Here is an 11,985-nt window from a genome sequence, read left to right as displayed (position 1 = left end):
ATCGAAAATTAAACAGGTGAAAATCACCCTTGACATAAAATCATAAAGATGATAGAGGATTATTTGGAGGCATTTAATTAAGTTTGTAAAAAATCATATCAAAAAATTATTATAATGAGAAGGTAACTTTCAAAATGAAAATGTATATTACCGACACTCCAAATTCACTGGATGAAGCATACGTAATTCAAAATCTCTGGGCACACAACCAACAATATAGGGATGTTGATATCCGACCTCTATTTCTCACAATCACTGATGATAATAACCAAATTATTGCTGGTCTTGTTTCTAAAACTTGGTGGGGTGGGCTTGAAATTCAATATCTCTGGGTAGATGAAAAACACCGTACAAAAGGCTTCGGAAGACATCTTATGTTACAAGCGGAAGAAAAAGCATTAAAAAGACACTGCCATATGGCTTATGTTGATACTTTTAACTTTCAAGCTAGGGGCTTTTATGAAAAATTAGGATACAAAGTCTATGGAGAGCTTGGAGGATACGCTCACAAATACACTCGCTTTTATCTGGCGAAAAAACTCAGTATATCTAGCAATATGAAATAAAAATGAAGTTGCCCTACAACGAAAATGACTCCTATCTAAAGGGATTAATCGCTATGATGGAACACTTGAGCGAGCCTTGGGGAATTAAGGATTTGAATTCTCGTCACATCTACATGAACAAGGCTGCATACCTCTATACTAATACCCCCATAAATTTTGATATAGAGGGAAAGTTTGATAATGAGTTTCCGGCTGATTGGGCTGAATTAGCCGAAGACCTAACAGAACATGATAAAAGGACTGAAGAATCTCAAGATAAAGTTTCTATCATAGAGACACATTATTGGTATGGTAAAAACAGTTTAACACCATTCATTAGTGAAAAATTTCCAGTATACAACAACAAAAAAAAATGTATTTGGATCGTATGGAATGCTAAGCCTCTAAATACATTATCACCTTTACAATATATCAATCAACATAAACCCAGCATCTTGACAACAGAAATTGATACCAAGCTATTCACCAGAGCCGAAATGGATATCATTTTTTTTATGCTCCACCGATTTTCAAATAAAGAAATGGCGAGAATATATAATGTGAGTAACAAAACCATAGAAAATAGAATATATAACATTTACCAAAAAGCCAATGTCCATTCTCTTCAACAACTTGAAGAATTCTGTAGGCACTTACATCTGGACAACTACATCCCTGAACGCTTAATCGAAAAAGGCATTCTCTTTATCTGAACCTCAAAAGAATCAGGAAATATTATGGTTAGAATTGAAAACTATTCACTGAACCGAGTACCACAAACACAACGTGTATCATTGTTAAGCGTAGCGATCGTTCATATGGGGATGTTAACGGCGTTGGATCAATTTATGCTTGGGGCCGTACTTGGTGACTCTATGGCTTTGATTGATGCCTTTATTGCAATTCTCATCGGCAGCCTGATCTTTGGCATTATCACATTTGGACTCGGTTTTGTGGGAATGCGCGAAGGCCTACCCGGCAGCCTATTGGCTCGGTGGTGTGGTTTTGGTCGCATAGGATCAGTATTAATTGGTCTCATTGTTGCAATCAGTTTATTAGGCTGGTTTGGTATCCAAAATGCTATTTTTGCCCATTCGCTTAATTTTGCCTCCAACAATAAACTTGGGTTCGGCTTGTCAGCGGCACTTTCCGGCACGTTGCTGACAACTCTGGTCGCCTTTGGCTTTAAGGCATTGCGGTTTACCGCCAGAATCGCTGTTCCGCTGTTTATTTTGCTGGTTGCTTATATCTCTACTACCGTGCTATCTGGCAACATGAATCAACAGCTACATAAAATTATCGAATTACCTCATTCTGGTGATACCTTATCCGTTAGTGCTGGTATCACGATTGTCGTGGGTGGCGCGGTTGTTGCCAGCTTAATGACCCCTGATCTGACTCGCTACACCAAATCAGGCAAGCATGTTTTTGGGATCACATTGCTAACCATTATTGCGGGAGAATTTGTGATTAATGGTCTGGCGATCCTTATCGCAAAAACCCTGAATACATCGGATGTTGTCACTATTATGTCACAAGCCGCAGGAGGAGCCGGTCTTTTGGTTGTCGTTTTCTCCACATTGAGGGTCAACGACTTGAACCTGTATTCTTCATCATTAGGCATTATTAATGCCGTGGAAGGCATCACTGGCAAAAAACTCCGTTATCCCCCAACGACCGTAGTTATTGGAATACTTGGAACACTACTTTCTATTCTGGGTATCCTAGAACGGTTTGTGGATTTCCTGACTGTGTTGGGCGTTGTTTTCCCGCCCATTATTGGGATTATGTTGGTTGATTACTATATTCTGCGTTCTCATCGCAAGGTGTTGGATGAGAGCCGAGAACAAGGCGCACTTCCGCGTGAAACGCCAACCATCGGCTGGGCTGCCATTATTGCCAGTGTGATCGGCAGTGTGATCGGGCTAGGGATAGACTGGGGTGTTCCAGCAATTAATTCATTGTTGCTGTCGAGCTTATCCTATGGACTATTTAAGTTAGTTTGTAAACGCGTTTAGTGTAATGTGCCTATAATTTGCTCCCCAAATGGGGGAGTAAATTATATTGGTCTGTCAACCAGCGTAAAGTTATACTGCCACCAAAGCAGCATCGTTAGATATTGATTCTCAATGGTTATATATACCCAAACACTCAATATTTCATTGCCCAATATCAGGTGATTTAACATGACGCATCAAAAAATCAGTGGCGCAATTCTGGCTGGGGGGTTATCCACCCGCATGGGGGGAAATGACAAAGGATTACTGCAATTCAACGGCGCACCATTATATCAACACATTGCCACAAAATTGCAGCCACAGGTTCATGAGTTGTTGATTAATGCGAATCGCAATCAGGGCATCTATCAGCAAAGCGGCTACCCCATTATACCGGATATCATTACCGATTTTTCCGGGCCACTGGCAGGTATGCTGGCAGTTTTAAAGAACGCCATCAATGAATGGGTGGTATTTGTTCCCTGTGATGTACCGGATTTTCCCGAAGATCTCGTTGCAAAACTTTGGCACTACAAACAACATGCCTGGGCCGCTTATGCACATGATTGCGAACGCGCCCATCCCACCTTAGCATTAATGCACCGCAGTCTGATCCCTCGGTTGGAAAGTTATCTCGCACTGGGTGATAGAAAACTCATGTTCTTTATGCAGATGATTAAGGCAAAAGCTGTCTATTTCCCCGATCCCCATGCTTTCAACAACTTAAATACACCAGAAGAATGCCATCACTGGAAATACCAGCATTGGGAACTCCTACAGGAGACAGCATGAATCAGAGCATCAACAACACAGCACTGCCTATGTTGGGTATCAGCGCTTATAGCGGTACCGGAAAAACGACATTGTTAAAACAGGTGATACCCTTGTTGCGCCAGCAACATATCCGTGTTGGGTTGATTAAGCATACTCATCACAATATGGATGTCGATAAACCGGGCAAAGACAGTTATGAGCTACGCAAGGCTGGTGCAACCCAAACGTTAGTCGCCAGCCAGCAGCGTTGGGCGTTGATGACAGAAACCCCCGATTTGCCGGAGCTAGATCTGCACTATCTCGCCCGTCGATTCGATGCGAATTCGCTGGATCTCATTCTGGTCGAAGGGTTCAAACAAGAAGCTATCCCCAAAATAGCACTTTATCGGGACGGCCTGAACCATACCGTTAATGAGATACTCGATCCTTATGTGATCGCAATTGCCAGCGATATTGCGCTGGCAACACCGCTTCCGCAGCTTGATATCAATCAACCGGAACAAGTAGCAACATTTATTGCCGAGTGGCTACATCAATAACATGGTTATACCAATAAAAAAATATTACAGGGGTATTTATCATGATAAGTCCCGCAAAAGTCAGTGCAGTCACAGCAGGAAAAATAAAATAACGATAATAGGAAAACAACACATCATGAAAGATTCAATCCGCGATGCCTCCCTGTCTGCGGTTAAGGTTGCAAGTGGAATCGCGTATGACTACGTCAGTGGCATTCGCAACCAACGGGTATTTCCCGATGCCGAGGCGTTAGCAGGTCTGCAAAATTTCGATAAGCCATTACCCACAACCGGAACCAATTGCCAACAAGTACTTGAGCAACTCCACTCATACGGTTCTCCGGCAACAGTCGCGACAACAGGAGGCCGATATTTTGGTTTGGTTGTAGGGGGTTCAACACCTGCTGCGATGGGAGCAAACATCATAACCAGTGCCTGGGATCAAATCGCCTTGATGGAAGCTTCTTCGCCCATCGTGAGCCAATTAGAAAAAATCGCCGGGCGCTGGGCGTTGGAATTATTGCACTTACCTTCAGAGGCATTTGTCGGTTTTGTGACAGGTACAACAATGGCGCACGTCAGTGCTCTGGCGGCTGCACGCCATTACTTATACCAGAAACAAGGCTATGACCTTGCAGAGCAGGGTTTACACAACGCCCCTGAATTAAAAGTTGTATTACCCGAAGAAGCTCACATCTCTGTTTTGAAGGCCCTGAGGCTACTCGGTTTTGGTCGCTCACAGTTCATTTTTGTGCCATGTGATACCCAAGGCCGAATCATTGAAAGTGCCGTTCCCGAATTTTCAGACAATATGATTCTGGTACTACAAGCCGGCAATCTTAACTCAGGCAGTTCAGATGACTTTAGTGCCCTCATTCCCAAAGCCAAAAAAGCCGGCAGTTGGGTACATGTGGATGGCGCTTTTGGGTTATGGGCCAGAGCATCAAAGAAAAAATCCGCCTTAGTTGAAGGCGTTGAAAACGCGGACTCATGGGCAGTGGACGCCCACAAATGGCTCAATACTCCATACGACTGTGGCATGTGTATTGTGCGTCACAAACAAGCACTAAAAGAAGTCATGACAACCTCAGCGGCCTATGTGGAGACACAAGACATGTGGCAGGCAAAAGATATGCTGCCGGAGTTTTCCCGCAGAGCCAGAGCGGTCGAAGTGTGGGCTGCCATTGCAGAGCTTGGATCACAGGGAATCGAAGAGCTGGTTGATCGCTGCTGCTTATATGCAGAAATGCTGGCGGAAGGGCTGGAATCACTCGGTTTTAATATCCTCAATGACGTTGTTATTAATCAGGTCGTCGCTTATTTACCAGATATCAATTTGCAGCGTGCAATGTTACAAAAAGTTCAGCAATCAGGTGAATGCTGGTTTGGGAAAACAACATGGCAAGGGCGAGAAGCCATCCGACTCAGTGTCAGCTCTTGGGCGACTACCGAAGACGATATTCAGCGCAGCTTGAAAGCAATTGCTAGAGCCATAGATGAGGTTAAACAACAGGCTAATTAAAACTTGCTATTTCAATCTCACAAATAGCAGCCAAAACTGGCTATCAAAAATCTCAAACGCCCCGACGTTCACGTCAAGGGCGTTATTTCGACCATCAAACAACTGGTTTTATCTTTACTTCCCTTCCGGCATCAAACCAATAAAAGTGGTTTTCTTGCGCGGTTCAGACATCAATGCTTCCAGTTTTTCAACGCAACGCAGGTAATGAGGCGTTTTCTTATGCGCGGCAACCGCCGCTTCGTCGGCATAGGCTTCATAGATATAAAAGCGGGTTGGGATATTCTCATCGCGCAGCACATCAAACCGCAAATTGCCCGGTTCTTTAACCGAACCGAGGTGATTATCCCGAAATACCTCAATGAATTCGTCAACCTTGTCAGCTTTGACATTAATCTCAACTAATGTGACGTGCATATTATTCCCCTTTGGCTTTTTCGTTCAGGAACAGCTCATAAGCCTGGGCAGGTTTTTCATTGTGATGCACGACTGCCTGCACCGCTTTCAGCATCGCCACAGGTGCTTCTGATTGGAAAATATTGCGCCCCATATCAACACCGGATGCACCCTGATCGATCGCCTGATAGCACATATTCAATGCATCCAGCTCCGGCAGTTTTTTACCGCCCGCGATCACAATCGGCACCGGGCAACCTGCGACAATCCGTTCAAAACCGGTATCGACATAATAGGTTTTAATAATATTCGCCCCCATTTCCGCCGCAATGCGGGTTGCCAGCGAGAAGTAACGTTGGTCACGAGCCATATCTTTACCGACACCTGTCACGGCCATCGTTGGCATGCCATAACGCGTTCCTTGATCCACCAGCTTGATAATATTTTTGATGGATTGATGTTCATATTCTGAACCGATATAAACCTGCGCCGCTACCGCACAAACATTGAGCCGAAGCGCATCTTCCATCGCTACTGCGACAGCTTCATTGGACAGTTCAGCCAGAATAGAATTAGCGCCGGACGCACGCAGCACAACAGGTTTATTGGTGGCAGGAGGAACCTGACTGCGTAGGATACCACGAGTACACATCAGCACATCGGTATGTTCAAACAGTGGGGCGATATTAATATCAATACGCTCCAATCCCGTCGTTGGCCCCTGAAAATAACCGTGGTCAAACGCCAGCATTACCGTTTTATTGGTGGTCGGATTAAAAATACGTGCCAAACGGGACTGCATGCCCCAATCCAGCGCACCACAGCCTTTCAGTTCAAACAACGTATTCTTTTGTGGTGTATCAATGCCAAAATCTTTACCGTCTTTGATATCATCTAAATCTGCCATTTCTCCCTCCGGAAAAGTATCAGAAGCAGGCTGCATGTCAGCCTTATAAATCAGAAATCGTCTTGGTTAGAAATCATATTGGTTGATATTGTCTTTGGTAAAAATCACCCGCTCCGGCATAACAACAATACCATTGCCTTTTGCTTCATAACTGTACCCATTCACACTGTTAGGTAAAATTTCAACATTGCCAATATCAGGAATGTTCAATTTATCTCCCACATTCAGCTCGCCTTTTTTCAAAACCTCATTAGCAACATGAATAGCTACCTTGCCCTGTTTGACCACATCCCACAGAGCGAACTGTTTGACCGTACCATTTTCAACATAAGGACGCATCACATTCGGAGTACTGAATCCAACAATCGCCACATCCTGACGTTTCAGGTTCTCCGCCGCCTGTGCCGCGGCTGGCAACGCATTGGCGTCAGGAGCGATAATCACATCCAAATCCTCCCACGCCTTCAAAATACCTTCCGCCGTCTGTAAAGATTGAACGGTATCATTATAACCAAGCCGTGTAGTGACGATTTCCCACTTAGGATATTCCGTTGAGATTTTTATCTTGGCTTCTCTCACCCATTGGTTTTGATCTGCTACCGTCGGACTAGAATAAAAAAATGCCACTTTCGCTTTTTCTTTTTTCACTTGATTAGCGGCCATATCCACTAAAAGGCCACCCAATTGTTTTGGCGTTCCCTGCTCGATATAGATAGAGCGGCATTCTGGTGATGTATCTGAATCCCATGTCAACACTTTAACACCCCGTTTCATGGCACGCTTCAAGGCAGGGCACAAACCATTCGTCGACACCGCCGACACCACAATTGCGTTGTAGCCTTGGTTAACAAATTTATTGATAAGCTGAACTTGTTCCACCATGCTTGACTCTGTTGGCCCATCGTAAGTGACTTCCACGCCCAGTGTCTTGCCAGCTTCTACAGCACCTTTGCCAGCGCTGGTAAAGAACCCAACGCCAATCAATTTAGGGATAAACGCTATCTTTTCTGCCGCCTGTGCCCAAGAAACACACGCCAGGCTTAATGCAGCAGCTAAAGCCAGCTTTTTCATTGTTGGTGCTTTCATGCCTATCTCCATCTATTCTTGTTCCAATATCATTTATGTTTCAGGATCGTCGTTTGCGTTTCAGAAATATTGTTGTGAAACAGAATCCTGCCAGCATTGCCACCAATCAAGAATTTGATAACTATGCTGCAAGACAGAACGACCTATCACCACTGTAATCACCAAGGCACAAAATGCCCAGCCGATGTGACTTGCGGGTGCATAGATTGACGGTGATGCCATCCGTAATTAAGGCTCCGGCATCAATGTTAAATCAATCTGTTTAAATACCATCAAACCAGAAAAATGTTTTCTATTCCCATGAGCAGCCAAAAGTGGAACACTGTCAACGGAAGTCCAAAAAGCCTGTTATCGACATTTATTGTGATATTTCTCTGTGACATCACATACCTCATGACATTTTGGGCTTACGTTTCTGTCACAGATACCAATATTGAACATTTTTTATTATAAAAACATTTATTCATAACTCCAATTCATAATTTATGATGATATCAATATTACGATCACATTTTGTGAAAAATTTTTAATTACATTAAAATATGTTCAAAATTTTGTAGAAAGCTTCTAACACCTATGGGGCTTTTATGCTTATTCTTTCCCTGTGGATAAAAAAGTTGTTATGTCGATCAAATCAATCAAAAAACAATCAGCACCAGAAAAAAGTGTATTGTCCGAGGAAATTGACTATTCAGGTCACAACTATCCAGGAAATTGCATGAGTGAAGAAGAACTAATGGCCCGTGTTGCCTGGTTTTACTATCACGATGGTCTAACTCAAGGGGACATCGGTGAATTGCTTGGCTTAAGCCGTCTTAAAGTTTCCCGCTTGCTGGAGAAAGGGCGCCAGTCTGGCGTGATACGCGTTAAAATCAATTCACGCTATGAAGGGTGTCTGGAATTAGAAGATGCTTTGCAAAAACGTTTTAATCTCAAACAGGCTCGCGTATTACCCGCCCTTGATGGCGTGAACCTCAATGCTCGCCTTGGTGTCGGGGCTGCTCACCTGTTGATGGCGCTGATTGAACCTCACCAACTATTAGCAATTGGGTTTGGTGAAACCCCCATGTGTACTTTGCAACACCTGAGTGGTTTTATCTCATCCCAACAAATTCGGTTGGTGACACTGTCCGGCGGTGTTGGCTCTTACATGACCGGCATTGGTCAGCTTGATGCAGACTGTCCTATCAGCATTATTCCTGCACCACTGCGGGCTTCCTCCCATCAAGTCGCGGCAACATTCCGTGAAGAGCGTAGTGTACGGGATGTGATTTTGGCCGCCGGTGCAGCCGATATCGCTGTTGTCGGGATTGGTGCAATCAACCAAAAGCAGCAAGCAACTATTATGCGTTCCGGTTATATCAGTGATGGAGAACAACTGATGCTTGATCGCAAAGGTGCCATCGGAGATATTCTTGGTTATTTCTTCAACACAGAAGGTGAACTGGTCAGCGATATTAATATCCACCAAGAGTTGATAGGGATCTCACTGCCAGAAATGAAAACCATCCCGAACGTGATTGGTGTAGCAGGTGGCATCGAAAAAGCAGGTGCCATTGTTGCTGCTCTGAAAGGAGGCTACATCAGTTCACTGGTAACAGAAGAACAAACCGCGAGGGCTATACTGACTTGATTGCCTAATAATATCTATTCATTCTCCGTGCCATATCGGTTAAAAAGATAACGACATACGAGGATAGCATCATGAATCAACGCGCTTATGCTCAACCATCAGGGAAATATCTGATGGCGCTTGATGCAGGAACTGGCAGTATCCGTGCAGTTATATTTAACCTCGAGGGGAATCAGATCGCCGTTGGACAAGCTGAATGGATACACCAGCCTGTACCAAATGTTGCTGGTTCCATGGAGTTTGATCTGAAAACCAACTGGCAACTGGCCTGCCAATGTATCCGGCAGGCGCTGCAAAAGGCGGAACTGCCCGCCAATGCGATTCAGAGTGTTGCCGCCTGTTCAATGCGGGAAGGCATCGTCCTTTATAATCGCGACGGCGATCCCATCTGGGCATGTGCAAATGTAGATGCGCGTTCCAGCCATGAAGTCAGCGAACTGAAAGAACTTTACGACAATACTTTTGAGTATGATGTTTACCGTTATTCCGGCCAAACACTGGCATTGGGCGCAATGCCCCGCCTGCTTTGGCTGGCACATCACCGTCCTGATATTTATCGTCAAGCCAGTACGCTGACGATGATCAGTGATTGGCTGGCTTATATGTTGAGTGGCGAACTGGCGGTTGATCCTTCCAACGCCGGCACAACGGGCATGCTGGATTTAGTCACCCGCGATTGGCGCCCAAGCTTGCTGGACATGGCCGGACTGCGTTCCGACATCCTTTCCCCCGTTAAAGAAACGGGAACCTTACTCGGTTATATCACCGGAAAAGCAGCGGCTGAATGTGGCCTGAACAGTGGCACACCCGTGATTATGGGCGGTGGTGATGTCCAACTCGGCTGCCTCGGCATTGGTGTCGTCAAACCAGCCCAAACCGCAGTGCTCGGAGGGACATTCTGGCAACAAGTCGTCAACCTGCCAGAACCGATCACCGATCCCAACATGAACATCCGCATCAATCCACATGTTATTCCCGGCATGGCACAAGCAGAATCCATCAGCTTCTTCACTGGCCTTACCATGCGCTGGTTCCGCGATGCCTTCTGCGCAGAAGAAAAACTGCTGGCAGAACGTCTGGGCGTTGATGCTTACAGTCTGCTGGAAGATATGGCGGCCAGAGTTCCTGCTGGTGCGCATGGCGTCATGCCGATCTTCTCCGATGTCATGCGGTTTAAATCGTGGTATCACGCCGCTCCCTCTTTTCTCAACCTCTCCATTGATCCGGAAAAATGCAACAAAGCGACGTTATTCCGGGCATTGGAAGAGAATGCAGCTATCGTCTCAGCGTGTAACCTCGATATGGTTTCCTCCTTCTCTGGCGTCCAACCGGATTCACTGGTTTTCGCGGGCGGCGGTTCAAAAGGCAAACTCTGGAGCCAGATTCTCGCTGACGTCACCGGACTGCCTGTACGAGTACCGGTGGTTAAAGAAGCGACGGCACTGGGCTGTGCAATTGCAGCCGGTGTTGGCGTTGGCTTATATGATTCCCTGCCTGCAACCGGAGAAAAATTGGTGCGCTGGGAGCGGGAATATCAGCCAAACTTAAATCATCGTGAAATTTACCAGAAAGCGAAGAAAGATTGGCAGGCCGTGTATGCTGATCAACTGCATTTGGTGGATAATGGTTTAACAACTTCGCTGTGGAAAGCGCCGGGGTTGTGATTCAACATTTATAGGATATATGAGCAAGCCACTACGCTTGCTCATATATAGGAAGTTTAAAATACATCAATGTTCTCCCCCTTTAATTGCATACTCTACAATCGCAGAGGAATTATTTTCTGAGAAAGCGAGGTTAGAGTGACAATCAAATGGAGCAGTAGGATATTTCTCTACAGTATAAGTGTATTTTTTATTATTTCTGATACCGATTGGTGCATCTTCACTATATGCAAGGTATGGTACGGTCTGACAATCATATCCTCCCGCAAAATTTTCCAGAAAGTGAGAAGGTGCCAACGGATTTATCCCTTTCACATTAGAGAAAGTCATTGTCCCAAGAACAGTCACTTCTTTTGTTACAAGGTTTTGAATGGAGAATTCAAAACTTTCCTCTGCTGCTGCCAAGTTGTTTTGATTAACATTTTTTATAACGATTTTGTATGTTGTTCCATCTGGCATATCGGTTTGAGCAAATTTGCTATTATCATTTATTGCACATTGTATTAACCAACCTGTTTGAGATTCAGGACCACCATGTTCGATGGTACATTTTGATTCAGGACCAGCAAAATATGATATCACTCTATCTGGCCGGTTAGACCAGACACTTACTATCGCAGATGTTCGGCGATTATTTGCGTTACTAACGAGTTGAGGGCCAATATACCCCCCAAGTTGTTCCTCTGTTGTATTTGATGAATTTATCGCAAAGTTATGCGCGTAATACATATAGGATAAAGGTCCAGGATTTTTAATCATCCGAAAGAAAAAATCCAATTCGTCAAATTGAGAAGGTGTATTTGTAGGGGCTTTAAATGAAAGATACCCTCCCAATGCAGTAGCTTTATTTATATTCAATATTGCAAAAGAGGAAACCAAAATACAAAATAAATTAAACAATTTAATTGGTAATGAACGTTTCATTATTAACTCCATTTTTATAATT

At 44.5% G+C, this 11,985-nt stretch carries 13 protein-coding genes; 8 read left to right on the top strand and 5 right to left on the bottom strand.

Annotated features, from left to right (window positions below):
• The first annotated feature begins 134 nt into the window (after positions 1-134).
• The 6 genes from AB204_RS17520 to AB204_RS17495 all read left to right on the top strand — a co-directional run bounded on the left by AB204_RS17520 (position 135) and on the right by AB204_RS17495 (position 5,356).
• Positions 135-566, top strand: coding sequence for a GNAT family N-acetyltransferase (locus AB204_RS17520; RefSeq protein WP_047964668.1), 432 nt, complete (start codon positions 135-137; stop codon positions 564-566).
• A gap of 2 nt (positions 567-568) precedes the next feature.
• On the top strand, positions 569-1,258 hold the full coding sequence (locus AB204_RS17515) for a helix-turn-helix transcriptional regulator (RefSeq protein WP_047964667.1): 690 nt from the start codon (positions 569-571) through the stop codon (positions 1,256-1,258).
• A gap of 24 nt (positions 1,259-1,282) precedes the next feature.
• Positions 1,283-2,563 carry a purine-cytosine permease family protein gene (locus AB204_RS17510; protein ID WP_047964666.1) on the top strand — a complete coding sequence of 427 codons (1,281 nt, stop codon included), beginning with the start codon at positions 1,283-1,285 and terminating at the stop codon, positions 2,561-2,563.
• Between the two features lie 168 nt (positions 2,564-2,731).
• Positions 2,732-3,334 (top strand): molybdenum cofactor guanylyltransferase MobA, encoded by a 603-nt coding sequence (gene mobA / locus AB204_RS17505; protein WP_047964665.1) that lies wholly within the window; start codon positions 2,732-2,734, stop codon positions 3,332-3,334.
• Complete coding sequence (mobB, locus tag AB204_RS17500; RefSeq protein ID WP_047964664.1) at positions 3,331-3,855, top strand: molybdopterin-guanine dinucleotide biosynthesis protein MobB; 525 nt, start codon at positions 3,331-3,333, stop codon at positions 3,853-3,855. The genes mobA and mobB overlap by 4 nt, the downstream gene beginning before the upstream one ends.
• 115 nt (positions 3,856-3,970) lie before the next feature.
• Complete coding sequence (locus tag AB204_RS17495; protein ID WP_053067937.1) at positions 3,971-5,356, top strand: pyridoxal phosphate-dependent decarboxylase family protein; 1,386 nt, start codon at positions 3,971-3,973, stop codon at positions 5,354-5,356.
• Positions 5,357-5,470: 114 nt separating this feature from the next.
• Here AB204_RS17495 and lsrG read toward each other — a convergent pair whose 3' ends face one another.
• From lsrG to AB204_RS22865, 4 genes are all read right to left on the bottom strand, one after another.
• Positions 5,471-5,770: a (4S)-4-hydroxy-5-phosphonooxypentane-2,3-dione isomerase gene (lsrG, locus tag AB204_RS17490; protein ID WP_047964663.1), complete on the bottom strand. Its 300-nt coding sequence runs from the start codon at positions 5,768-5,770 to the stop codon at positions 5,471-5,473.
• A gap of 1 nt (position 5,771) precedes the next feature.
• Positions 5,772-6,656, bottom strand: coding sequence for a 3-hydroxy-5-phosphonooxypentane-2,4-dione thiolase (gene lsrF / locus AB204_RS17485; RefSeq protein WP_047964670.1), 885 nt, complete (start codon positions 6,654-6,656; stop codon positions 5,772-5,774).
• Positions 6,657-6,722: 66 nt separating this feature from the next.
• Positions 6,723-7,742, bottom strand: coding sequence for an autoinducer 2 ABC transporter substrate-binding protein LsrB (lsrB, locus tag AB204_RS17480; protein WP_047964662.1), 1,020 nt, complete (start codon positions 7,740-7,742; stop codon positions 6,723-6,725).
• A 60-nt stretch (positions 7,743-7,802) separates the two neighbouring features.
• A complete protein-coding gene (locus tag AB204_RS22865) occupies positions 7,803-7,964 on the bottom strand; it encodes a hypothetical protein (protein ID WP_161796579.1) in 162 nt (53 codons plus the stop codon).
• Positions 7,965-8,364: 400 nt separating this feature from the next.
• Here AB204_RS22865 and lsrR point away from each other — a divergent pair, with 400 nt between their 5' ends.
• Both lsrR and lsrK read left to right on the top strand, forming a co-directional pair.
• Entirely contained in the window at positions 8,365-9,375 is a 1,011-nt protein-coding gene (gene lsrR / locus AB204_RS17475) for a transcriptional regulator LsrR (protein ID WP_047964669.1), read from the top strand.
• A 71-nt stretch (positions 9,376-9,446) separates the two neighbouring features.
• Positions 9,447-11,039 carry an autoinducer-2 kinase gene (gene lsrK / locus AB204_RS17470; protein WP_047964661.1) on the top strand — a complete coding sequence of 531 codons (1,593 nt, stop codon included), beginning with the start codon at positions 9,447-9,449 and terminating at the stop codon, positions 11,037-11,039.
• A gap of 66 nt (positions 11,040-11,105) precedes the next feature.
• On the opposite strand, the gene AB204_RS17465 is transcribed toward lsrK, so the two are convergent.
• Positions 11,106-11,985: hypothetical protein (locus tag AB204_RS17465; RefSeq protein WP_047964660.1), on the bottom strand; the 880-nt coding region annotated here is incomplete at its 5' end.

Source organism: Xenorhabdus khoisanae (assembly GCF_001037465.1).
GTDB lineage: Bacteria > Pseudomonadota > Gammaproteobacteria > Enterobacterales > Enterobacteriaceae > Xenorhabdus > Xenorhabdus khoisanae.
This window is presented reverse-complemented; position numbering and strand designations above follow the sequence as displayed.

Excerpts from the sequence above, each read along its gene's own strand:
- AB204_RS17520 (WP_047964668.1), top strand. The coding sequence starts at position 135 with ATGAAAATGTATATTACCGACACTCCAAATTCACTGGATGAAGCATAC.
- AB204_RS17515 (WP_047964667.1), top strand. The coding sequence starts at position 569 with ATGAAGTTGCCCTACAACGAAAATGACTCCTATCTAAAGGGATTAATC.
- AB204_RS17510 (WP_047964666.1), top strand. The coding sequence starts at position 1,283 with ATGGTTAGAATTGAAAACTATTCACTGAACCGAGTACCACAAACACAA.
- mobA (WP_047964665.1), top strand. The coding sequence starts at position 2,732 with ATGACGCATCAAAAAATCAGTGGCGCAATTCTGGCTGGGGGGTTATCC.
- mobB (WP_047964664.1), top strand. The coding sequence starts at position 3,331 with ATGAATCAGAGCATCAACAACACAGCACTGCCTATGTTGGGTATCAGC.
- AB204_RS17495 (WP_053067937.1), top strand. The coding sequence starts at position 3,971 with ATGAAAGATTCAATCCGCGATGCCTCCCTGTCTGCGGTTAAGGTTGCA.
- lsrG (WP_047964663.1), bottom strand. The coding sequence starts at position 5,770 with ATGCACGTCACATTAGTTGAGATTAATGTCAAAGCTGACAAGGTTGAC.
- lsrF (WP_047964670.1), bottom strand. The coding sequence starts at position 6,656 with ATGGCAGATTTAGATGATATCAAAGACGGTAAAGATTTTGGCATTGAT.
- lsrB (WP_047964662.1), bottom strand. The coding sequence starts at position 7,742 with ATGAAAGCACCAACAATGAAAAAGCTGGCTTTAGCTGCTGCATTAAGC.
- AB204_RS22865 (WP_161796579.1), bottom strand. The coding sequence starts at position 7,964 with ATGGCATCACCGTCAATCTATGCACCCGCAAGTCACATCGGCTGGGCA.
- lsrR (WP_047964669.1), top strand. The coding sequence starts at position 8,365 with ATGTCGATCAAATCAATCAAAAAACAATCAGCACCAGAAAAAAGTGTA.
- lsrK (WP_047964661.1), top strand. The coding sequence starts at position 9,447 with ATGAATCAACGCGCTTATGCTCAACCATCAGGGAAATATCTGATGGCG.